23 protein-coding genes and 2 pseudogenes are annotated in these 20,255 nt (G+C 71.1%); 6 read left to right on the top strand and 19 right to left on the bottom strand.

Translation table 11 applies throughout. The features are described from left to right. Window positions 1–82 precede the first annotated feature (82 nt). The 4 genes and pseudogenes from ACZ5KW_RS05020 (at window position 83) to ACZ5KW_RS05005 (ending at window position 3,647) form a co-directional block, all read left to right on the top strand. Window positions 83–1,545: pseudogene (locus ACZ5KW_RS05020) on the top strand (DNA polymerase Y family protein). 70 nt (window positions 1,546–1,615) lie between these two features. Next, window positions 1,616–2,050: pseudogene (locus ACZ5KW_RS05015) on the top strand (hypothetical protein). A gap of 55 nt (window positions 2,051–2,105) precedes the next feature. Continuing rightward, complete coding sequence (locus ACZ5KW_RS05010) at window positions 2,106–2,693, top strand: NUDIX hydrolase (RefSeq protein WP_343775832.1); 588 nt, start codon at window positions 2,106–2,108, stop codon at window positions 2,691–2,693. Between the two features lie 84 nt (window positions 2,694–2,777). Continuing rightward, window positions 2,778–3,647 (top strand): CPBP family intramembrane glutamic endopeptidase, encoded by an 870-nt coding sequence (locus ACZ5KW_RS05005; RefSeq protein ID WP_343775834.1) that lies wholly within the window; start codon window positions 2,778–2,780, stop codon window positions 3,645–3,647. Window positions 3,648–3,681: 34 nt separating this feature from the next. Here the strand turns inward: ACZ5KW_RS05005 and panB are convergent, their stop codons facing one another. Further along, the gene (gene panB, locus ACZ5KW_RS05000) at window positions 3,682–4,488 is read right to left on the bottom strand and encodes a 3-methyl-2-oxobutanoate hydroxymethyltransferase (RefSeq protein WP_343775836.1); all 807 of its coding nucleotides are present in this window, start codon (window positions 4,486–4,488) and stop codon (window positions 3,682–3,684) included. Window positions 4,489–4,623: 135 nt separating this feature from the next. Here panB and ACZ5KW_RS04995 point away from each other — a divergent pair, with 135 nt between their 5' ends. Further along, complete coding sequence (locus ACZ5KW_RS04995) at window positions 4,624–5,022, top strand: DUF5822 domain-containing protein (RefSeq protein ID WP_343775838.1); 399 nt, start codon at window positions 4,624–4,626, stop codon at window positions 5,020–5,022. Window positions 5,023–5,069: 47 nt separating this feature from the next. Here ACZ5KW_RS04995 and ACZ5KW_RS04990 read toward each other — a convergent pair whose 3' ends face one another. The 4 genes from ACZ5KW_RS04990 to ACZ5KW_RS04975 form a co-directional block, all read right to left on the bottom strand. Continuing rightward, window positions 5,070–5,672, bottom strand: a complete 603-nt coding sequence (locus ACZ5KW_RS04990) for an HAD family hydrolase (RefSeq protein WP_343775840.1) — start codon at window positions 5,670–5,672, stop codon at window positions 5,070–5,072. After that, entirely contained in the window at window positions 5,669–6,841 is a 1,173-nt protein-coding gene (locus tag ACZ5KW_RS04985) for an acyl-CoA dehydrogenase family protein (RefSeq protein ID WP_343775842.1), read from the bottom strand. Before ACZ5KW_RS04985 ends, ACZ5KW_RS04990 begins: the two co-directional genes overlap by 4 nt. A 71-nt stretch (window positions 6,842–6,912) precedes the next feature. Beyond that, on the bottom strand, window positions 6,913–7,917 hold the full coding sequence (locus tag ACZ5KW_RS04980; RefSeq protein WP_343775844.1) for an AIR synthase family protein: 1,005 nt from the start codon (window positions 7,915–7,917) through the stop codon (window positions 6,913–6,915). After that, on the bottom strand, window positions 7,914–9,176 hold the full coding sequence (locus ACZ5KW_RS04975) for an alanyl-tRNA editing protein (protein WP_343775846.1): 1,263 nt from the start codon (window positions 9,174–9,176) through the stop codon (window positions 7,914–7,916). Before ACZ5KW_RS04975 ends, ACZ5KW_RS04980 begins: the two co-directional genes overlap by 4 nt. A gap of 146 nt (window positions 9,177–9,322) precedes the next feature. Here ACZ5KW_RS04975 and ACZ5KW_RS04970 point away from each other — a divergent pair, with 146 nt between their 5' ends. Next, window positions 9,323–9,721, top strand: coding sequence for a HalOD1 output domain-containing protein (locus ACZ5KW_RS04970; protein ID WP_464388584.1), 399 nt, complete (start codon window positions 9,323–9,325; stop codon window positions 9,719–9,721). 162 nt (window positions 9,722–9,883) lie between these two features. Here the strand turns inward: ACZ5KW_RS04970 and ACZ5KW_RS04965 are convergent, their stop codons facing one another. The 14 genes from ACZ5KW_RS04965 to ACZ5KW_RS04900 all read right to left on the bottom strand — a co-directional run bounded on the left by ACZ5KW_RS04965 (window position 9,884) and on the right by ACZ5KW_RS04900 (window position 20,192). Continuing rightward, window positions 9,884–10,084 (bottom strand): dodecin, encoded by a 201-nt coding sequence (locus ACZ5KW_RS04965; protein WP_343775852.1) that lies wholly within the window; start codon window positions 10,082–10,084, stop codon window positions 9,884–9,886. A 71-nt stretch (window positions 10,085–10,155) separates the two neighbouring features. Continuing rightward, a complete protein-coding gene (locus ACZ5KW_RS04960) occupies window positions 10,156–10,494 on the bottom strand; it encodes a DUF7116 family protein (RefSeq protein ID WP_343775855.1) in 339 nt (112 codons plus the stop codon). Between the two features lie 103 nt (window positions 10,495–10,597). Beyond that, entirely contained in the window at window positions 10,598–10,843 is a 246-nt protein-coding gene (locus ACZ5KW_RS04955; RefSeq protein ID WP_343775858.1) for a DUF5816 domain-containing protein, read from the bottom strand. 73 nt (window positions 10,844–10,916) lie between these two features. Continuing rightward, window positions 10,917–11,291 carry a HesB/IscA family protein gene (locus ACZ5KW_RS04950; RefSeq protein ID WP_343775861.1) on the bottom strand — a complete coding sequence of 125 codons (375 nt, stop codon included), beginning with the start codon at window positions 11,289–11,291 and terminating at the stop codon, window positions 10,917–10,919. 99 nt (window positions 11,292–11,390) lie between these two features. After that, the gene (locus ACZ5KW_RS04945) at window positions 11,391–12,590 is read right to left on the bottom strand and encodes a mechanosensitive ion channel family protein (protein ID WP_343775864.1); all 1,200 of its coding nucleotides are present in this window, start codon (window positions 12,588–12,590) and stop codon (window positions 11,391–11,393) included. A 174-nt stretch (window positions 12,591–12,764) separates the two neighbouring features. Next, complete coding sequence (locus ACZ5KW_RS04940; protein WP_343775866.1) at window positions 12,765–13,514, bottom strand: HAD family hydrolase; 750 nt, start codon at window positions 13,512–13,514, stop codon at window positions 12,765–12,767. Further along, entirely contained in the window at window positions 13,511–14,305 is a 795-nt protein-coding gene (phnE, locus tag ACZ5KW_RS04935) for a phosphonate ABC transporter, permease protein PhnE (protein ID WP_343775869.1), read from the bottom strand. The genes ACZ5KW_RS04940 and phnE (ACZ5KW_RS04935) overlap by 4 nt, the downstream gene beginning before the upstream one ends. Beyond that, entirely contained in the window at window positions 14,305–15,105 is an 801-nt protein-coding gene (gene phnE / locus ACZ5KW_RS04930; RefSeq protein ID WP_343775872.1) for a phosphonate ABC transporter, permease protein PhnE, read from the bottom strand. Before phnE (ACZ5KW_RS04930) ends, phnE (ACZ5KW_RS04935) begins: the two co-directional genes overlap by 1 nt. Beyond that, window positions 15,106–15,936, bottom strand: a complete 831-nt coding sequence (gene phnC, locus ACZ5KW_RS04925) for a phosphonate ABC transporter ATP-binding protein (RefSeq protein WP_343775875.1) — start codon at window positions 15,934–15,936, stop codon at window positions 15,106–15,108. Then, window positions 15,937–16,959: a phosphate/phosphite/phosphonate ABC transporter substrate-binding protein gene (phnD, locus tag ACZ5KW_RS04920; RefSeq protein ID WP_343776234.1), complete on the bottom strand. Its 1,023-nt coding sequence runs from the start codon at window positions 16,957–16,959 to the stop codon at window positions 15,937–15,939. It abuts the gene before it with no gap. A gap of 362 nt (window positions 16,960–17,321) precedes the next feature. Continuing rightward, window positions 17,322–18,599: a histidinol dehydrogenase gene (gene hisD, locus ACZ5KW_RS04915; protein ID WP_343775878.1), complete on the bottom strand. Its 1,278-nt coding sequence runs from the start codon at window positions 18,597–18,599 to the stop codon at window positions 17,322–17,324. A gap of 114 nt (window positions 18,600–18,713) precedes the next feature. Continuing rightward, window positions 18,714–18,923 carry a hypothetical protein gene (locus ACZ5KW_RS04910; protein ID WP_343775881.1) on the bottom strand — a complete coding sequence of 70 codons (210 nt, stop codon included), beginning with the start codon at window positions 18,921–18,923 and terminating at the stop codon, window positions 18,714–18,716. 12 nt (window positions 18,924–18,935) lie between these two features. Further along, the gene (locus tag ACZ5KW_RS04905) at window positions 18,936–19,901 is read right to left on the bottom strand and encodes a phytoene/squalene synthase family protein (protein ID WP_343775884.1); all 966 of its coding nucleotides are present in this window, start codon (window positions 19,899–19,901) and stop codon (window positions 18,936–18,938) included. Between the two features lie 159 nt (window positions 19,902–20,060). Next, window positions 20,061–20,192: an HVO_2523 family zinc finger protein gene (locus ACZ5KW_RS04900; protein ID WP_343775886.1), complete on the bottom strand. Its 132-nt coding sequence runs from the start codon at window positions 20,190–20,192 to the stop codon at window positions 20,061–20,063. Window positions 20,193–20,255: the final 63 nt, after the last annotated feature.

Below are 20,255 nucleotides of genomic sequence, written 5' to 3'. Positions count from 1 at the left end.
CCCGCGACACCGTCCGGCGCGTCGGTTCACTTCCGGCGCGGGTGGCTGATTCTTAAGGCCGCGGAGCGCGGAGCCGAACGCGATGAACGGCGGGAGGCCCGGCCGCGGGGTGACGACCCCGTGAGCCTAGAGGAGTACGCTCACGAGGCGGAGAGCGACGCCCCCGATCGCGTCGTCTGTCACGTCGACATGGACTGCTTTTACGCCTCCTGCGAGCGACTGCGCCACGACGACCTCGACGGCGAGCCCGTCGTGGTCGGCATGGGGTACGAGCCGGGCGAGTCGATCGGCGCGGTCGCGACCGCGAGCTACGAGGCCCGCGAGTTCGGCGTCGAGAGCGCGATGCCGATCTCCGAGGCCCTGGAGCTGCTCCCGCGCCGCGCCGACGCGGATCCGAGCGATCCGGACGCGCCGGACCCGGCCGAGACGGGCCGGTACCTCCCCGTCGACCTCGACTTCTACGAGGACGTGGCGAGCGAGGTGAAGGCCGTGTTGCGCGACTGCGCCGACACGCGCCGGGAGGTGAGCATCGACGAGGCGTACCTCGACGCCACCGACCGGACCTCGTGGGCGGTCGCCGGCGACGACGGGGACCCGCCGCCGAGCGGCGCGGCCGGCCCCGCGGACGCCCGAACGCTCGCGGAGGGGTACGCCCGACACGTCAAAGACCGGATCGACCGCGAGGCGGGCGTCCCGGCGAGCGTCGGCGTCGCGCCGAACATGTCGGCCGCGAAGGTCGCCAGCGACGCCGACAAGCCGGACGGCCTCGTCGTCGTGCCGCCGGGGTCGGTCGCCGAGTTCCTCGCGCCGCTGCCGACCGCCGACGTCCACGGGGTCGGCCCCGTGACCGAGCGGACGCTGGCGGAGCAGGGGATCGAGACCGCCGGCGATCTGGCCGCCGCCGACCGGGACCGGCTCGCCGAGGCGCTGGGCGAGCGCGGCCCGGAGCTCTCCCGGCGCGCCGCCGGCGACGACGACCGCGAGGTGACCCCGACCGGCCTCCCGAAGAGCCTCTCGCGCGAGTCGGCGCTGCCGACGACCGCCGACGAGCCGACGAAGCGGGAGACCGTCTCCGCGCTCGCCGCCGACGTGGCCCGCCGCGCCCGCGAGCGAGGGTGTCTGTACCGCACCATCGGGATCAAGGCGGTCGAGCCGCCGTTCGACGTGAACACCCGCGCCCGGAGCCTCCCCGGACCGGTCGACGACCCGGACCTCGTCGAGGAGGTGGCGCTCGACCTGCTCGCGGAGTTCGACGAGACGCGGGTCCGCAAGCTCGGCGTCCGGGTCTCGAAGCTCGACTTCGCCGAGAGCGACCAGGCGACGCTCGGCGGGTTCGACGCGAGCGACGGAGCGGGCGGCGACGGCGGTGGCGACCGCACCCGCGGGCCCGACTCCCGACCGACCGCCACCGACGGCGACGGTGGGAAGCTCACCGACTGGATCGGCGGGGAGCCGACCGCGGAGGCGACGGAAAGCGGCGCGACGGGAGACGACGCCGAGCGCCGGACGGGCGACGGACAGGCGTCGCTCGGCGAGTGGTCGTGAGTGGCTGCGAGACCGCTGGGGAGTCCCCGCCGACGGGGTTTTTATCACGCCGCCGAAACGACGCGGAGCCGTGTCCCTCGCTCGCCGCGTCCTCCTCGGCTCGGACGCGGACGGCTCGCCGCGTCGACGCCGGCTGCTCGTCCCGCCGCTGCTCTTCGTCTGCGTCTTCGCCGCCTAGGCGTTCGGGGTGGTTTCGATCTCCGGCGGGGTCGTGTTCCTCGCGGGCCAGGCCGCGGTTCTCGGCGTCCTCGTAGCCGCGGTCCTCGCCTACCGCCGGGCAGGGGTCGCGCTCGCCTGGGCCACCGTCTACGGCGCGCTGCTCGGGCAGAACGCCGACCACTACCTCCTGGGCCTCCCGGGACGCCCCCTCGGCGAGCGGGTCGTCGCGCTCGTCGGACTCGACGGACTCGTCTTCGTCGGCGTCGAGGCCCTCGCGTTGGGGACGATCGCCTGGGTCGTCGGGGCGGGCGGCCGCCTCGCCGTCGAGCGCGTCCGGGCCGCGTGACTCGCCTCGACCCCGCGACGGTCGGGTATTTAGGCGACGAGCGACGACCAAGTGTATGGACGACTCCGGCGACCTCTCGTGGGAGACGCTCGACTCGGCCGTCGATTACGCCTGTCCCGGCTTCGACGTGCGGCGCGACGAGGTGCGGTTCCCGGACGGCGAGACCGACGGGTTCCACTACGTTGACGAACCGCCGGCGGTCGTCGTCTTGCCCTTGACCCCCGACGGCGACGCCGTCGTCATCGACGAGTGGCGACAGGCGGTCGGCCGGGTGAACCGCGGGATCCCCGCGGGGACGATGGAGCCGACGGACGCGGAGTCGGCGAGCGACGCGACAGACCCGAGCCCCGACGCGGTCGAACGCGCCGCGGCCCGCGAACTGGCCGAGGAGACCGGCTACGAGGCCGACTCGTTCGAGCGGCTGACGACCGTCGAGCCGACGAACGGGATGGCGAACGCGGTCCACCACCACGTGCTCGCGACCGGCTGCGAGCCGACGGCCGACCGCGACCTCGATCACAACGAGTCGATCGCGGTCGAGACGGTGCCGTACGACGACCTGCTCGCGGCGGTCGTCGACGACGAACTCCGCGACGGGCGGGCCGTCACCGCCGTGCTGTGGTACGAACTGCTCCACCGCTGAGACCGGGTCCTTCGGTCGGCTCCGGCGCGTGGCGGACGATCCGGCACGGACAATCATTTTGCCCGTCGACCCGTAGGTCGGGCGATGACAACACCCTCCGGCGATCCGGTCCCCGACGGCGGCGTCCGCGACGAGATCGACGAGGTGGCCGGTGACCCCGTAGACGCGGACGGCCCGGAGCGATCGGGCGGGTCGACGGGGATCGCGGTCGCGACCGCCCTCGCGCTCGGCGTGCTCGGCCCGCTCATCGCGCTGGCGAGCGGGGTCGCCATCCTCGCGATCGACGCGCTGGCCGGCGGGCTATCGCTCGCCGTGAGCGTCGTTCTCACGCTGATATTCGGCCAGTACGTCGCGTTCGGCGGGCTGGCGATCGGCTACCTCCTGTGGCGCGGCTTCGACCGCGAGGGGATCGTCTCGTACCTCGGCGTCCGGGTGCCGAGCCTCAAGGAGATCGGGATCGTCCTCGGCGGGTGGGTCACGATCCTGATTTTGATCCTCGTGGTCTCGACCGTCGTCGGCCTCCTGGGCACGGAGACCGCCTCGAACCAGAGCGCCGAGCTGGCGATGGGGAACCCGAGTATCATCCCGCTTTTCATCGCCGCGTCGTTCCTCGTGATCGGCCCCTGTGAGGAGATCCTCTACCGAGGGGTCGTTCAGGGGCGGCTCCGCGAGTCGCTGCCGGCGGCCCCGTCGATCCTGCTCTCGGCCGCGATCTTCGCCGCCATCCACGTGATGGCGCTGACCGGCGGCGCCTCCGCGCGGCTGACGACCGTGGCCATCCTCTTCGTCCCGAGCATCGTCTTCGGGGCGGTGTACGAGTACACCGAGAACCTCGTCGTCCCCGCGCTGCTTCACGGGCTCCACAACGCCGTGATCTTCACCGCGCTCTACATCACCGCGACCCAGATCGACCCGAGCGATCTGCCCGCTGTCCTCGGGTTCCTCCCGCTCTGAGCGACGGCGAGGCAAACCGCGGATCGGCCGCGGCTCAGTACAGGTCCCCTAGCTCCTCCTCGACGTGCGAGTGCTCCTCGGCGGGGAACTCGCCGCTCGTCACCGCCTCCCTGTACGCCTCCACGGCGTCGACCATCTCGCCGCGCACGTCGCCGAACTGCTTCGCGAACGGGGGCGACCACTCCCCCAGCCCGACCGCGTCGTTGATAACGAGGACCTGGCCGTCGCAGTCGGGGCCCGCGCCGATACCGATCGTGGGGATGTCCAGCGCCTCGGTCACCGCGCCAGCGAGGTTCGCCGGCACGTGCTCCAACACGAGCGCGAACGCCCCGGCATCGGCGTGGGCGCCCGCGAGGTCGATTATCTCCTCGGCCGCGTCCTGATCGGTCCCCTGCCGGGTGTAGCCGCCGAGCCGGTTCACGTGCTGGGGGGTCAAGCCGAGGTGCGCCATCACCGGGATCCCGACCTCCGCCATGCGGCGCGTGGTCGAAACGGTGTGGGGGCCGCTCTCGATCTTCACCGCGTCCGCGTTCGCCTCCTTCAGCAGTCGTCCCGCGTTGCGGACGGACTCGGCCTCGTCGACGCCGAACGAGAGGAACGGCATGTCCGCGACGACCAGGGCGTCCTCGGTGCCGCGCGCGACCGCGGCGGTCCGGCTCGCGACCTCGTCGAACGTGACGGGGAGCGTGGAGTCGTAGCCGAGCGCCGCGTTGCCCATGCTGTCGCCGACGAGGACGACGTCGATCCCGGCCTCGTCGACGATCGTCGCCGTCGGCGCGTCGTAGGCGGTGAGCATCGTGATCGGCGCGTCGGCGTCCCGGAGTCCCCGCGTCGTGGTCATGCCTCGGAGTCACCCCCGCGCCGCCGTAAAATCGTCGGGAACCGGAAATCGAGCGCGGCGAGGCGGCCGCCCGCGTGCCCGCCGCCCTCGCCGCCGACCGCCACCGATTTGCCGGTCGACCGCCGAGGGGGCCACGTGCAACCAGTCGAGCAGGCCGAGTACGAGGGGGTCGACTACGCGTGGGTGATGCAGACGACGTTCGTCGTCACCATCCTCGTCGGCGCCCCCGTCGTGGCCCTGCTGTCGACGGCCGTCGCGCTGGAGTCGTGGGGCGCGCGGGCCGCCTTCGCGGTCCGGGTCGGCGCCCCGATCTGGTTCGTCACCGCGGTCGCCGTCGCGCTGTACGCCAGGCGGAACGACGCCGGCGACGGCGGGGCGGAGGAAGACGGAGCGGAGGAAGGCGAAACGTCCGGGTCGGAGGAAGACGGAACGTCCGAGGAGAGAGGGAACGACGACGCCGAATCGGACGCCCCGGAGGACGACCCCGCGGACGACCCGCCGGCCGAGGAAACGGACGACGGCGAGAAGGGCTGATTCGAGAGCGACGCGCTTCGGTTTCGCGGTGCCGCGACCCGACGGCGCTACTCGGCGAGCAGGTCCGCCACCCACGCGAAGTCGACGCCGCCGCGCTCGGCGGCGACCGCGTCCCGTGGCGAGTCGCCGACGAACAGCGCGTCCGCGGGGTCGGCCCCGAGACGGTCTATCGCCGCGAACAGCGACTCCGGGTCCGGCTTGTGGCTCCCGACGGTGTCGCGGCCGACGATGGCCTCGTCGACGAGCGCGTCGTCGAGGTCGTGGGTCGCCGCGGCGATCCGACAGGCCTCCTCGCAGTTGAGCGAGCAGACGCCCGCCGGCGGGTGGGAGTCGGCGGCGGGCGAATCGCCCTGGGTGCTGTCGAACGCGGCCGCGAGCCGGTCCCCGAGCGGGAGGCGCGCGGACTCGCTGGCGCCGGCCCGCTCGTGGACCGCGATGGCCTCCTCGACCTCCGCTCGGATGCCGTACCCGTCGGCCGCGCCGAGTAAGCCCCACAGCTCCTCGGTCGGGGGGATGAGCGCGCGCTCCGCGTACGCGTCGAGGACCGAGTCCGCGACGGCGTCCCAGTCGACCGCGAGTTCGACGAGCGTCCCGTCGAGGTCGTAGACGACCGCGTCGTAGCCGGCGAACGGCGAGTCGCCGTCGGTCACTCGCCGAGCACCCCTCGGGCGATGATCGTCTTCTGGATCTCGGTGGTGCCCTCGTATATCTCCGTGATCTTCGCGTCGCGGTAGAACCGCTCGACGTCGAACTCGGTGGTGTACCCGTAGCCGCCGTGGATCTGGACCGCCTCGTTCGTCACCGACATCGCGGTCTCGCTGGCGCGGTACTTCGCCTTCGAAGCGGCGACGCGGTAGTCCTCGCCCGCCTCGGCCTGCCGGCACGCCTCGCGGACGAGCAGCCGGGCGGCCGACACGTCCGTCTCCATCTCCGCGACCTTGTGCCGGACCGTCTGGATGTCGGCGATGGGGCGGTCGAACTGCTCGCGCTCGCCCGCGTACGACTTCGCCTCGTCGAGCGCGGCCTGCGCGACGCCGACCGCCTGCGCCGCGATGCCGATCCGCCCCTCCGTGAGCGTGCGGAAGGCCGCCGAGAGCCCCCGTCCCGGCTCGGTGAGGCGGTTCGCCGCGGGGATCCGGCAGTCGTCGAAGGTGATCCCGGTCGTGTCCGACGCGCGGAGGCCGAGCTTCTCCTCCTTCTTGCCGACCTCGAAGCCATCGGTGTCGGCGGGCACGAGGAACTGCGTGATCGCGTCGTCGTCGGGGTCGCGCTCGTCGTCGACGACCTTCGCGAAGACGATCGCCACGCCGCCGCGTTTCCCGTTCGTGATCCACTGCTTGTCGCCGTTCAGCGCGTACTCGTCCGTCTCGGGGTCGTACGTCGCGGTCGTGGACATCTCCGCCGGGTTCGATCCCGCCTGCGGCTCCGAGAGACAGAACATCCCGACCGGACGCCCGGTCTCGGCCATCTCCGGCAGCCACGCCTCGCGCTGGCTCTCCGTGCCGAACTCGGCGATACAGGAGGTCGCGAGGCAGTGGACGGAGAGCGCGGTCGCGACCGCGAGGGACCCGTGCGCCAGCACCTCGTTCGCGACGGCGTAGGTCGTCTCGTCGGCGCCGAATCCGCCGTACTCCTCCGGCACCGTCAGGCCGGTGAGGCCGAGTTCGGCGAGCCCGTCCCACACGTCCTCCGGGAACGTCTCCGTCTCGTCTGCCTCGGCCGCCGTCGGTCGGACCTCCTCGGCCGCGAACTCGCGGACGAGGTCGCGGACCGCCTGCTGTTCGTCGGTGAGCGCCGAGCCGACGCGTGCTCCGGTCATGCCGACGACTTCGATCCGCCACGGAAAAAGATGAGCGATCGGCCGGGGTGCCGGAGCGGCGTCGACGCGCCCTACTCGTCCGCGTCGCGCGCCTCCCAGAGCGGATACAGCTCGTCCCGCGGCGGCGTCGTGAGGGCCGCGCCGTCGATCCTGACGGTCCCAGGCGACGCGTCGTCGGTCGGCGGTTCGACCGCGCCGATCTCGGCGCCCTCGACGCCGACCGCGTCGAGCGCGTCGAGCGCGTCCTCGACCCGGCTCGGGGGGACCGCCGCCAGCAGCGCTCCGGAACCGAACGTCGCGAGCGGGTCGACGCCGAGCGCGTCACAGCAGGCGCGGGTCTCGGGCCGGACGGGTACCCGGTCGCGTTCGACCGCGAAGACGGCCTCGCTCGCCGACGCCGTTTCGACCAGCGCGGTCGTCACGCCGCCCTCGGTCGGGTCGTGGAGCGCGGTCGCGGCGTCGCGGACCGCGGCCGCGTCGGGGACGACGCTCACCTCGCCGAGGAACTCGGCGGCCGAATCGAGCGTCGCCGCCGGAACCCCCGCGTCGAGGCACTCCTCGCGGAAGTCGGTCGCGAGGATCGCGGTCGCCTCGATCGCCGCCCCCTTCGTGAGCAGGAGGCGGTCGCCCGGTTCGGCGCCCCCGCTCGACACGAAGCGGTCGGTCGTCCCCATCGCCGTCATCGAGCAGAGGGGGCGGTCGAGCGCCGGCAGGACCTCGGTGTGGCCGCCGACGACCGCGACGCCGAGCTCCCGTGCCGTCGCGTCGACCTGATCGGCGACCGCCCGGAGCCGGCCGGGGTCGTCGTCAGGGAGGAACAGCGTGTGGGTGAGCCACCGCGGGTCGGCGCCGCTGGCGGCCACGTCGTTACAGGCGACGTGGACGGCGAGCGTCCCGACCGACTCGGCGGCCAGCGACAGGGGGTCGGCGGCGACGACGAGCGTCTCGCCGGTTCCGGCCAGATCGATCGCGGCCGCGTCCTCGCCGTAGGCCGGCCCCTGCGCCACCGCGGGGTCGTCCGCGCCGGTCGCCGCGAGCGCCGCGCCGAGCGCCTCGGGACCGAGTTTGCCGGTCATCGCTCCCGGAGCCACGCCGCGACGGCCTCGGGGTCGGCGTCGAGCCCGCCGCCCTGCGCGTACGTCGGGCCGCCGCCCCCGCCGCCGCCGAACTCGTCGGTGACCGCGCCCACGAGGTCGCCCGCGTCGACGCCGGCGTCCGGGCGAGCCGCGACGACGACGAAGGGCGCGTCGCCCGTGCCGACCGCGGCCAAGACGGCAGGCGCGTCGGCGTCCGCGGGGTCGTCGCCGTCACCCGTCGCCGAGTCGGCCCCGTCACCGACGACCGCGCTCGCGGGCTCCCGGAGTTCGTTCGGGTCGGCGTCGTCGACGGTGCCGATCGCCCACCGCGCGCCGTCGACCGCGACGGTCGGGAACTCGCGGAGGCGGGCGTCGAGCAGTTCCTCGCGGGCGGCCCGGAGGTCGGCCTCCAACCGGTCGGTCTCGTCGCGGAGGCGGGCGACCGCGTCGGGGAGGTCGCCGACGCGCGCGTCGAGCGTCGTCGCGGCGTCGAGCGCGGCGGCGTGGACCGCGCCCAGCTCGTCTATCGCGGTCGGGCCGACGGCGAACTCGACGCGGGTCACGCCCTCCCCGGGGTTCGAGCGGTCCAGTACGGTCACCGGGCCGATCTCCGCGGTGTCCGACACGTGCGTCCCGCCGCAGGCCGCGACGTCCCACGGGTCGTCCGCGTCGCCGACGGTCACGACGCGGACCGCGCCGTCGCTCATCGCGCCCTCCTCGGTCTTGGTGTTGAACGCGATCCCGTCGACGTCGCGGGCCGCGTCGGCCGAGTGGCTCTCCCACGAGACGGGCAGCGAGTCCCAGACGGCGCGGTTGGCGAGCCGCTCCAGCTCGATCAGGTCGTCGTCGTCGAGCGGTTCGGCGGTCGTCAGGTCGACGCGGACCTTCGTCTCGGAGATGTCGAAGCCGGCGTAGCCGAGGTCCTCCGTGATCCGGCGGGCGGCCCCGTACAGCACGTGCGAGGCGGTGTGAGCGCGGGCGCAGTAGGTCCGGAAGGCGTCGTCGATCAGGCCCGTGACGGCGTCGCCGGGCGCGAGGTCGTGCTCCGCGTCGGGCGCGAGCGTGTGGACCACCTCGCCGTTGCGCTCGACCACGCCGTCCACGAGGTGACCGTCGAGCGTGCCCCTGTCGGCCGGCTGGCCGCCCGACTCGGGGTAGAAGTACGTCTCGTCGAGGACGACCTCGCGGCCGTCGGCGGACTCGACCGTCGCTTCGAACTCACGGACCGTCGGCTCGGCCGGCGCGCGTGAAGCGGTCATTGCCGGGTGGTGGGTTCGGGCGGGTAAATAGGTGACCGCCGAGCGGTCGTGTCTCGCTCGGTCCTCGGAGGGAGCCGTCCGAGACGCCTACGGGGACGGGGTGGGCCGTTCCCGGCCGGTATCGGCACCGGGTACGACCCCGATTAGTGTTACCCGAATCATCACAAAAGAGTATTATAGAGTCGCCGCGGAGGGGTCGTATGGCTAGAAGGCCCGAACTGGAGATATACAGAAGCTGTTCCGTAGTCGGAGATGCGACGTTCGAGGGGGACACTGGGAGAACGCTTACGGAGGCCTTCGTCGGTGCGATTGCCGACGCCGAAGGGATCGCGCCGACCGACGTGCCGCCGTTGTACGGCTCGGTCGACTTCGACGCGCTCGCTCGGTTGGTCGAAACGACCGGTGAGACCGCTGATAGCGATCTGCTCATCGCGTTCCGTATCGACAGGTGGAACGTGTTCGTGAACGGCGAGGGCCTCATCCGCGTCTGTGACGCGACGATAGAGATCGAACCCGAAGCGATCTTCGAGGGGTATATCGCATGAGGCAACCGCTCACCCGGCGCACCGGCGCCTCCGGTGCGTGATCGGAGCGCCGCTCGCTACCGACTCGCTCGCCGGGCGTGACGATACGCCGCCGAAACGAACTCACTCGTCCGATCCGACGGCTCGCAGCCGAACGGGGACCGACCGACTCCCGAGTTCCGGTCAGCCCTCCAGCTCGAACGCGACCTCGACTTCGGCCTGATACTCGCGGTCGGCGGCCGAGTCCAGTTCGACGCCGAACTCCTCTACCTCCACCCAGTAGACGTTCTCGAGCGTGTCTTCCGCGCGGTCGATGGCGTCGTCGGCCGCGGCGTCGAAACTCTCCTCGCTCGTCCCGATCAGCGTGATCTTTTTGAAGACCATGTCACGTGCTGGTACGACGCACGGGGGGATAAAAATACGCGTCGGGGACGACGGGGGAGGCTGCGGCGGGGCTACGGACTGCCCGGCGCGCCTTCCATCACGGCGAAGTCCTCGCCGCCGCGCTCGATGCCGATGACCGCCCAGTCGTAGGGCGGTTTCGCGGAGACGAGTCGCTCCTGGAGGGAGTCGGCCGTGTCGCGCCACGTGACGAAACACCGGAGTCTCGGTGTGTCACCGCCGTCTGCGAGATACGGGTCGAGGTCGTCGTCGTCGAGACACAACACCGTCACGAGCACGCGCCGCCATTTGCGTTCCGCGACGAACTCTCGTCCGCCCTCGGAGACGGTGTATCCCAGTTCGCGGAAGACGTCTCTGGCCTCGGTCGTCGGGGGGATGCTCGCAGTGGCCATCTACCTCGATGTTCGGTTCCATCCGTGATAAACTTTCCCACGATTTCGGTCGGAGAGAATCGGCGGCTCCGGTCGGAACGGCCCGGAGAACCTCGAACGCGGCTCACTCGTGGGCCGCGTCCCACTCGTCCGGCTTCCGGATGTTCCCGCACTCGGTGCACTGGATCCGGCCCATGGTGTCCATGGCGATGTCGAACGACTCGCAGTTGCCGCAGCGGAACCCCCAGCGGGACTCGCCCGTCTCGTCCGCGAACACGACGTAGAAGGGGCCGTCCGCGCCGCGCTCGGTGCGCGTCCGGTCGGTGTACACCCGTTCGCCGCTCGGCGTCGTCGACGCTTCGAGAGTCATGGCTCTGGCTACCCGGCGGAGCGACTTAAGCGGGGGACTCGGGAGCGGAGAAAACGGAGCGTCGCCGGACCCGTTACGTGCGGAACGACTCGCCGCAGCCGCACTCGGAGACGACGTTCGGGTTCTCGACCTCGAAGCCGGCGGCCTGAAGCCCGTGTTCGTAATCGAGCGTGCTCCCGCCGATGTAGTTCCGACTGGCGGGGTCGACGAACACGCGGAGCCCATGGTGCTCCACCACGAGGTCGTCGTCTTCCGGCTCGTTGTCGAACCGCATCCCGTACGACAGCCCCGCGCAGCCGCCCTGCTGGACGAACAGCCGCAGGCCGGCGATGTCGGTGTCGAGCCCCTCGCCTTCCAGCAGCGAGAGCGCCTCCTCCGCGGCGTCCGGGGACACTTCGATCGCCGGGTCGCTCTCCTCGGTCCCGGTGTCGGCTGATTCGGTACTCATGCGAACGCGTTCGGTGTCGACACTCAAAACCCTGCCGGCGGGATCGGTCCGGCGAGCGGCGACGGCCGGGCGACGGTCGATACGGTTCGCGAGCCGACATCACGGCGTCTCGCCGGCGGTTCCGGTCCGCTCGGCGTCCGGATCGACCTCCGGCCGCGCGTCGGGGTCGGCGTCCGACTCGGCGCCGGGAGCGGCGCCCGATTCGGCGTCGGGAGCGGCGGCGGGAGACGCCGCGGCCGTCGCCCCGACCGCGCCGGTGACGGTCACGTCGCGTTTCGGGTACGGGATCTCGATGTCGGCCTCGCCGAGCGCCACGTACAGCGCGCGGTTGAGCCGGTGTTGCGCGCGGCGGCGACGCGTCGGCCCGTTGACCCAACAGAGGAGTTCGTACTGGAGCGCGGAGTCCCCGAACGACCGGAAGCGGGCGCGGGGTTTCGGCGAGTCGAGGACCAGCGGCTCCGCGGCCAAGACCTCCATGGCGAGCGCCTCGAAGGCGTCGACGTCGGTGCCGTAGGCGACGCCGACGGGGACCCGGATGCGCCGGCGGCGCTGGGGCGCGGACTCGTTCGTCACCTTCGCGGCGTTGAGCGCCGCGTTCGGCACCGTCACCAGCACCTCGTCGCGTGTGAGCAGCGTCGTCGAGCGCACGCCGACCTTGATCACCGTGCCCGCGGTGCCGTCGTCGAGGACGATGTAGTCGCCGATCTTGTACGTGTCGTCGAAGTAGAGCGCGATGCCGCCGAAGAAGTTCGCGACGGTGTCCTTCGCGGCGAAGCCGACCGCGATGCCGGCGACCCCCGCCGCGCCGAGCAGGGGCGTGATCTCGATGCCCCAGAGCCACAGCAGGGTGCCGGCGCTCCCGACGACGACCGCGAGCGTCCAGACGTTCGAGAAGACGGGCGCGAAGTCGAACCGGTTCCCCTCGGCGTTGACCGCGGCGACCAGCCGGTTCACCACGGCGTTGGCGGCGTACGCCCAGACGAGGACGATGATCGACAGCGACGGGCGGCCGAAGGCGGCGTCCAGCACCGACGGCGAGACGACGACCGACGTGCGCACCGACGGGACCTGCGTGAGCACGTACACGCCCGCGAGCGCGGCGGTGACGACGAGCGGCGGGCGCAGCGATGCGATGACGATGTCGTCGTACCCGGACTCAGTGTGCGAGACGTACCGACGGGCGAGCCGGAGAACGACGAACTCCATCGCCACGGCGGCGACGACGGACACGAGGAGGACGGCGACCGTCGCCTCGACGGCGGTCAGCCCGTCGAACAGCGCGGCAAGCGACGGTATCATGAGTGTCAGAGACGCGACAGCGGGAGATAACCGTTTCTGGGGCCGAAGCGCGCGAGCGGAGGAGCGGGAAATGACCGAGCGGAGGCGCTGAGGACGACCGAGCGGAGGGCCGCAAGGCGCCCGAGCGGAGGGCCGCAAGGCGCCCGAGCGGGCGGACAGGGGACGCCGCGCGCCCTACTCGGACGAGCGCCCCCGGTCGGTTGCGGAGTCGGCCGACCGAGTCGCGGACGCGTCGGGGGGCGAGGCGCCAGCCAGGGCCAGCAGGTCGCGGAGGCTCTCGATCTCGACGGTCGGCTCGACGTCGAGGTCGCGGGCCGCGTTGTGGTCGCGCCGCAGGAACGCGCTGTCGATCTCGGCGCGCTCGGCGGCGATCACGTCGGTCGCGCGGTCGCCGACGTAGATCCCGTCGGTCGCGTCGAGCGCGTCGAGCGCCTCATCGAGGTAGTGCGGGTTCGGCTTGCGCCGCCGGTAGCCGTCGGGACCGGGGTCGCGGCCGCGGACGAACGCGAACGCGTCGAGCCGGAAGTGGTCGACGACGAACTCGACGGTGGAGTGGTAGTTGTTGCTCACCAGCCCGAGCGTCGCGCGGTCGGCCAGCGCGTCGAGGACCTCGACGTCCCGGTGGAGACGCCGCGCCCCGGCCGCCAGCCGCTCGACGGCGCGTTTCGCGCTCCGCGCCTCGCGCGCCCGAAAGAGCGGCCCGGAGTCGACGCCGAGCTCCGCGCAGGCCGAACGGAACGCGTCGTCGTACGCGTCGCGCTCCAGCGGCTCTCGGAGCGACGACGGCACGGTCAGCTCCCGGTCGTCGAGCACGTCGTCCAGAGCGTGGGAGTAGACCGCGGGGTCGGTCCCGCGCCCCTCCAAGACGACGCCGTCCATGTCGAACAGCACCGCTTCGTAGCCGTCCGACCGAGGCGGACTCATCGGACCAGCCCCCGCGTGTACGCCGACAGGCTCTCGGTGACGACCACCACCCCGAGGATGACGATCAGCACCGTCGCGACCGACTGCCACGCGAAGGCGTTGACCGCGCGGAACAGTTCGACGCCGATGCCGCCAGCGCCCACGAAGCCGAGCACCGTCGAGTCGCGGATGTTGATGTCCCACCGGTAGATCGACAGCCCGACCAGCGCGGGCTTGACCTGCGGGAGGATACCGTAGAGCAGCACTTGCGCCTGCGACGCGCCGGACGCCCGCACCGCCTCGACCTGCCCGAAGTCGATCTCCTCTATCTCCTCGCCGAGCAGTTTCCCGAGGAAGCCGACCGAGCGGAACACGATGGCGACGGCGCCGGCGAGCGGTCCCGACCCGAACAACACGACGAAAAACAGCGCCCAGATGATGGTGTTGACCGACCGGCTCACCGTCACGATGAGCTTCCCGAGCCAGAAGGTCGCGCCGTTCGGCGTGGTGTTCTCGGCGGCGAGCAGCGCCACCGGGACCGCGAGCACCAAGGCGCCGAGCGTCCCCAGCGCGGCGATCTGGACCGTCTCGATCAGCGGCCGGACGATCCGAGTCGTGTACGCCACGTCCGGCGGGTACATCCGGGTCAGGAGGTCGCCGACCTCCCGCGGGATCGTCTCCGGCCTGACGACGCCGGTGTCCATGAACTGCCACGAGGCGATCACGGTGACGGCCGCGGTGAGCAGGAGGACGAACCGAGTGATCCGCCGGCGTCGGTCGAACCGCTCCCAGCTCGGTTGCTCCACCGCCATCAGTTGTACCTCCGTCGGACGACCGCGCTGACGCCCTCGGCCACGAGGACGACCGCGATGATCGCGAGCAGGATGGCCGTGACGTACTGGTAGTCGTAGCGGTTGAACGCGGTCAGCAGCACCGATCCGATCCCGCCCGCCCCGACGATGCCGATGATCGTCGAGGTGCGGATGTTGATGTCCCACCGGTACACCGAGAGCCCGGCGAATCGGGGGATGATCTGCGGCACGACCCCGTAGAGGAGCGTCTGGATCGGCGAGGCGCCGGACGCCCGCACCGCGTCGACCGACCCCATGTCGATGTCCTCTAAGTCCTCCGCTAAGAGCTTCGAGAAGAAGCCGACCGTCTTGAACGTGATCGTGAGGATGCCCGCGAGCGGTCCGAAGCCGATGGCCTTGACCGCGATGATGCCGACGATGATCGCGTTGAACGCCCGAGAGACGGAGATGAATCCCCTGTTGATCGCGTACAGCGGCTTCGGCGAGAGGTTCTCCGCGGCCATGAACGCGATCGGGACGCTGAGCACGATGCCGGTGAGCGTCGACACCATCGCCATCGCGACGCTCTCGAGCATCTTATCGAGGATCCGCTGGGCCTGCCGCGGGGTCGCCGACGGCGGGAGGAAGTCGCCGACGAGCGAGCCGGCGCTTCCGAGCCCCTGTGCGATCCGCCCTGGGTCGGCGCCGACCCCGACGCCAGACCAGACGAAGAACCCGACGACGCCGGCGTACACCGCCCACTTGACCCCCCGTCGCGGGAAGACGGTCGGCCGTTCCCAGGTCCGGTTGCCGGCGGCCATTCAGGTCTCCCCCGCGAGCGGCCGGTCCGTGTCCGTCAGTGGGTCGCCGTCGGACCGGGACCGCGGCTCCTGGCCGTCGGTGTTCTCCGGGACCTCCGCGCCCCGGTACACCTGGTCGAGCCCCCGCTGGTCGAGCGCCGAGGGCGGGCCCTCGAACACGAGCTCGCCGTCGTGGAGCCCGACGATCCGGTCGGCGTGCTCCATCGCGAGGTCGACCTCGTGGATGTTGATCAGCACCGGCACCCCCCGTTCGGCGGCGATGTCGGTCAGCAGCCGCATCACCGTGTCCGAGGTCTCCGGATCCAGGCTCGACGTGGGCTCGTCGACCAGCAGGATCTTCGGCTGTTGGATCACCGCCCGCGCGATGCCGACCCGCTGGCGCTGGCCGCCGGAGAGCTCGTCGACGCGTTTGTTCTCCATGTCGGCCAGGCCGACCCGGTCGAGGATCTGGTACGCCCGCTCGATGTCGTCGGCGGGAAACGACCGCCTGAACGCCTGCCACGCGGAGACGTACCCCAGCCGGCCCGTGAGGACGTTCTCCATTACGGTCAGCCGCTCGACGAGGTTGTACTCCTGGAAGATCATGCCGATGTCGCGACGGGCCGACCGCAGCGCGTCGTCGCCGAGCCCGGTCAGCTCCGTGTCGTCGAGGAGGACCTGACCGCCGCTCGGCTCGGTCAGCCGGTTGACACACCGGATGAACGTGGACTTCCCGGCCCCGCTGGGCCCGATCATCGCGACGGTCTCGCTGCCCTCGACCGACATCGTGACGCCCTGTAGCGCCTCGTCGCCGGTGGCGTACGTCTTCCGGAGGTCGGTGACTCGCAGCATTTACGATCCGAGCGCGCTCCGCTCGTACTCGACGCCGTTGTACCGCTGGATGATCATGATGTCCTTCCAGACCGTCTCGTAGTCGATCGGGACGAACTTGTTGTACCCCGTCCGCTCCTGGTAGTCCGTTCCCGAGAAGTCGGATTCGAGGTACGCCCGCTCGATTCCCTCCTGGATCTCGGGCTTGAGGTTGTAGCGATACGCGACCGGGCCGCTCGGGAACGGCGCCGACGCCCACACCACTTTGAAATCGTCGAAGCTGAGGTCGCTCTGCGCCTCGACGGTGTCTACCATACAGGTCGAACAGATCGGGCCGGCGTCGTAGTCGCCGGCCGCGATGCCGCGCGTGGTGTTGCCGTGGCCGCCCGAGAAGTTGACCTCGTAGTCCTCTTCGGCGGTCACGTCGAAGTACTGGTCGAAGAGGGCCGAGGGGGCCTGGTGCCCGGAGTTCGAGGCGGGCTCGGAGTGACCGACTTTCACCTCGTCGCGGGCGAAGTCCTCGACGCTCTGAATGTCGTCGGCGTCGGCGCGGGTGGTCGCGAACAGCCGGTAGCCGAACTCCTCCTCGGGGGTGAGCCCGACCCCGAACGGGACCGCGCCGCCGAGGTTAACCGCGAACGCGGTCGTGCCGGTCGAGAAGTTCGCGATGTGGGCGCGCTCCGAGCGCATCGCCTCGACGGACGCCGCGTAGCTGTCGACTTTACTGAATTCGACCGGCTTCCCGGTCTCCTCCTCGATGCGGTCGAAGACCGCCTGGAAGTCCTCCTCGAACCGACCCTGGACGTCCTCGCTCGGGCTCTCGGTGAACACCAGGGTGTCGGGGTCCAGCAGCTCGCTCTCGTCGCTCGGGGTCTCCCGGACCGGATCGCCGTGCGGGACCTCCTCGACCTCGCGGTTCCGCATGTTCTCTAAGTCGGTCGTGGATCCGCGCTGGTAGCCCGCGTCGACCAGCGCCGACGACAGGTAGTTGTTCCCCTCCCAGGCTGGTTCCGCGGGATCGAACGCGCTCGCGTCGGCCAGCATCGGGTCGCCGGACTCGCCGCCGCTCCCGCCGGTGCCCGAATCGGCACCGTCGCTCCCGTCGGAGCCGTCCGAGCCGCCGCCGTCCGAGCCCGACCCGCCGGAACAGCCGGCGAGCCCGGTGAGGGCTGCCGCGCCGCCGGCGATGAGGAACGCCCGTCGCGAGTTCGATTCCTGCCGTCCGTCGGTGTTGTCCACCATTACGGCTCGAACAGGAGTGGTGTCGAGTATGAAGGCTGCTATGAGCCCAATACGGCGGCGTATACCCGTCCTGACCGGGGTATACCGATGTTGTTGTTACTTATACAATAACTCACCTCAGATAACTATATACCGCTATCGAGGCCGGGCGAGAAGACGAGCGGCTACTCGAACCGCTTCCGGACGCTCTCGGCGTGGGCCTCTAACCCCTCGGCCTCGGCGAGCGTCGTGATCGTCTCGGAGAGGTCGTCGAGGGCGTCGCGGTCGAGCCGCTGGACCGTCGACGACCGGAGGAAGGTGTCGACGGAGAGCCCGCCGTACCGCTTCGCGCCGCCGTTCGTCGGCAGCACGTGGTTCGTGCCGGTCGCGTAGTCGCCCGCGGCGACCGGCGAGTACGGGCCGAGGAAGACGGAGCCCGCGTTCGTGATCCGGTCTAAGAGCGCCTCGTCGTCGTCGGCGACGATCGAGAGGTGCTCGGCGGCGTACTCCTCGGCGAACAACACCGCCTCGGGCATCGAGCGCGCGTGGAGGACGCCGGAGGCCTGGTTGTCGAGGGCGGCGCGGATCGTCTCTTCGCGCTCGCGCTCGGCCGCCTGCTCGTCGACCGCGTCGGCGACGGCCGCGGCGAGGTCGGCGTCGGCGGTGACCGCGACCACGGAGGCGTTCGGGTCGTGTTCGGCCTGCGCGACCAGGTCGGCCGCCACGAGGTCCGGGTCCGCCGTCTCGTCGGCGAGGACGAGCACCTCGCTCGGGCCGGCGAGGAAGTCGATCCCCACGTCGCCCTGAACGATCGACTTGGCGGCGGTGACCCACTTGTTGCCCGGGCCGACCACCTTCTGGACCCGGGTCACGGTCTCGGTCCCGTACGCGAGCGCGGCGACGGCCTGCGCGCCGCCGACCTGATACACCGCGTCGGCGCCCGCCTCGTGGATCGCCGCGAGGGTGACGGGGTCGAGGTCCTCCGCGGGCGGGGTCGCGACCGCGACGTGGTCGACGCCGGCGACGACAGCGGGGATGATCCCCATCAGCGCGCTGGAGGGGTACGCGGCCGCGCCGCCGGGCACGTACACTCCGACGCGGTCGAGCGGCCGGAACCGGCGGCCGAGCTCCCGGCCGTCGAAGTCGTCGCGCCAGTCCTCGGGGCGCTGTCGCTCGTGGAACGCCCGCACGTTCGCGGCCGCGTCTCGAACCGCGTCGAACACCGGGTCGTCCGCCTCCGCCAGTTCCTCGTGTGCGCGCGCCGCGTCGTCGGTGATGTCGACGTTGCCGACGGCGACGCCGTCGAACTCCTCGGCGAACTCGCGGACCGCGACGTCCCCCTCCTCGCGGACCCGGTCGACGATGCCGCGCACGTCCTCGCGGACCGCGTCGACGCCCGCGTCGCGCTCGAAGAAGGCGCGTCGCTCGGCCGGCGAGAGGTCGGCGACGGTTCGTACGTCCATACGCGTCGTGGGAGGCGACGGGGCAAGGGCGTTCCGACTTGGCCGAACAGCGGCCGCGGACAGGCGGTTACTGCCGGCCGATACGGCGGTGACTCGCGTTGCCCGGCCCCGCCCTCACTCCAGCCGACGAATCCCCGTCACGTCGAGGACGGCGAGGACGAAGAGCGCGACGAGCAGCGCGGCCGCCGCGAAGAAGGGCGGTGCCGACACGGCGACGGCGACCTCGTAGGGGGCCACCAGCCGGGTGGTTCCGCGGAGGACGAACGAGACGAAAACGAGTCCGAAGGCGGCGATGACGAGGGCGACGAACCGGGAGCGATCCATGCGGACCGCCGCTCAGTCGGTCTGTGCGACGCCCTGGCCGTGGGGGCCGTGGTCGTGGCGCTCGCGGCTGCGGTCGAGGTCGGTACACATGTCGTAGAACACCGCCTCCGGGTCGCGGTTCCACTGCCACTTCCACCGGGTGCGGACGAGCAGCGACAGCTTCCGGGTGAGCGAGAGCTCCGGCGTGGCGGACACCGTGTCGTAGCCGCGGTTCCGGATGAGGCGGTGGTGGTCGACGTACAGCACCGCCGCGAGCAGCACCGCGAGCTGGCAGTCCTCGGGGAGGTATTTGATCCCCGCGACGCCCTCCTCGTAGAGCCGCTCGGTGCGGCTCATCTCCTCGCGGATCGCGGCCGCGACGCTCTGGTCGAACTCCAAGTCGAGGATCTGCTCTTCGCTCACGCCGTGTCGACGGAGCGTCTCCAGCGGGAGGTAGATCCGGTCGCGCTCGACGACGTCCTCGCGCACGTCGCGGAGGAAGTTCGTCATCTGGAACGCCTCACCGAGCTTCGTGGCGTGCGGGAGCGCCTTGGCCTCGGTCTCCGGATCGAGGTCCATGATAGCCGTCATCATCCGGCCGACGGCGGCCGCGGAGCCGTCCATGTACGCCTCCAAGTCCGCGTAGGTCTCGTAGCGGTCGGTGTCGATGTCGCTCTCCATCGCGTCGACGAAGGTGTGGACGTCCTCGTCGGGGATGCCGTTGCGTTCGCACACCTCGGCGAACGCCTCCAACACCGGGTCGTCGGTCGGCTCCTCGCCGAGCGCGGCCGCCCGGAGCCGGTCGAGTTCCGCCCGCTGCTCGGCCGGCGTTCCGGTGTCCTCGGCATCAACGACCTCGTCCGCGATACGGAAGAATCCGTACAGCACGTAGGTCGGATGACGGATCCGCTGGGGAAGCAGCCGGGTGGCGACGTGGAACGTCTTCCCGGTGCGGCGCTGGATCCGCTTGCTCCGGGCAACCTGGTTTTGCTCTACCATGCTGACCTCGGAGGGTCGGCAAGGAGGGTCACGTACGGGTCGCCCATCATGTGAGAAAAATCGGACTCCAAGAACATAACAGTTCGCACGACCACGTTTGGTTCCCCTTCGTGTCGCTTAATTCCGGCGACTCGCGCGGTGCGCGAAGCGATCGCCGAATCAGTAGAACGTGTCGCTACAGTCGTAAACGACGCCGTGCGCCGGGCAGACGTACTTACAGTGCCGGTGGTACATCGGCGTCTCACAGACCGGACAGGGGCGGCCGCCGTCGGCAGCGGTTCGGTCGCTCACGGCGGAGGGACGTGACACGAGGGCAAAACTCTGGCCCCGCGACGGCGGCCGGACCTAACCAGT

It is taken from the genome of Halorubrum ejinorense (assembly GCF_055389685.1).
Note: the sequence above shows the minus strand (reverse complement) of the source record. Positions and strands in the feature narration are given on the sequence as shown.

Coding starts and splice junctions, on each gene's coding strand:
- ACZ5KW_RS05010 (WP_343775832.1), top strand. CDS start 2,106: ATGGACGACTCCGGCGACCTCTCGTGGGAGACGCTCGACTCGGCCGTC.
- ACZ5KW_RS05005 (WP_343775834.1), top strand. CDS start 2,778: ATGACAACACCCTCCGGCGATCCGGTCCCCGACGGCGGCGTCCGCGAC.
- panB (WP_343775836.1), bottom strand. CDS start 4,488: ATGACCACGACGCGGGGACTCCGGGACGCCGACGCGCCGATCACGATG.
- ACZ5KW_RS04985 (WP_343775842.1), bottom strand. CDS start 6,841: ATGACCGGAGCACGCGTCGGCTCGGCGCTCACCGACGAACAGCAGGCG.
- ACZ5KW_RS04980 (WP_343775844.1), bottom strand. CDS start 7,917: ATGACCGGCAAACTCGGTCCCGAGGCGCTCGGCGCGGCGCTCGCGGCG.
- ACZ5KW_RS04975 (WP_343775846.1), bottom strand. CDS start 9,176: ATGACCGCTTCACGCGCGCCGGCCGAGCCGACGGTCCGTGAGTTCGAA.
- ACZ5KW_RS04965 (WP_343775852.1), bottom strand. CDS start 10,084: ATGGTCTTCAAAAAGATCACGCTGATCGGGACGAGCGAGGAGAGTTTC.
- ACZ5KW_RS04960 (WP_343775855.1), bottom strand. CDS start 10,494: ATGGCCACTGCGAGCATCCCCCCGACGACCGAGGCCAGAGACGTCTTC.
- ACZ5KW_RS04955 (WP_343775858.1), bottom strand. CDS start 10,843: ATGACTCTCGAAGCGTCGACGACGCCGAGCGGCGAACGGGTGTACACC.
- ACZ5KW_RS04950 (WP_343775861.1), bottom strand. CDS start 11,291: ATGAGTACCGAATCAGCCGACACCGGGACCGAGGAGAGCGACCCGGCG.
- ACZ5KW_RS04945 (WP_343775864.1), bottom strand. CDS start 12,590: ATGATACCGTCGCTTGCCGCGCTGTTCGACGGGCTGACCGCCGTCGAG.
- ACZ5KW_RS04940 (WP_343775866.1), bottom strand. CDS start 13,514: ATGAGTCCGCCTCGGTCGGACGGCTACGAAGCGGTGCTGTTCGACATG.
- phnE (WP_343775869.1), bottom strand. CDS start 14,305: ATGGCGGTGGAGCAACCGAGCTGGGAGCGGTTCGACCGACGCCGGCGG.
- phnE (WP_343775872.1), bottom strand. CDS start 15,105: ATGGCCGCCGGCAACCGGACCTGGGAACGGCCGACCGTCTTCCCGCGA.
- phnC (WP_343775875.1), bottom strand. CDS start 15,936: ATGCTGCGAGTCACCGACCTCCGGAAGACGTACGCCACCGGCGACGAG.
- phnD (WP_343776234.1), bottom strand. CDS start 16,959: ATGCTGGCCGACGCGAGCGCGTTCGATCCCGCGGAACCAGCCTGGGAG.
- hisD (WP_343775878.1), bottom strand. CDS start 18,599: ATGGACGTACGAACCGTCGCCGACCTCTCGCCGGCCGAGCGACGCGCC.
- ACZ5KW_RS04910 (WP_343775881.1), bottom strand. CDS start 18,923: ATGGATCGCTCCCGGTTCGTCGCCCTCGTCATCGCCGCCTTCGGACTC.
- ACZ5KW_RS04905 (WP_343775884.1), bottom strand. CDS start 19,901: ATGGTAGAGCAAAACCAGGTTGCCCGGAGCAAGCGGATCCAGCGCCGC.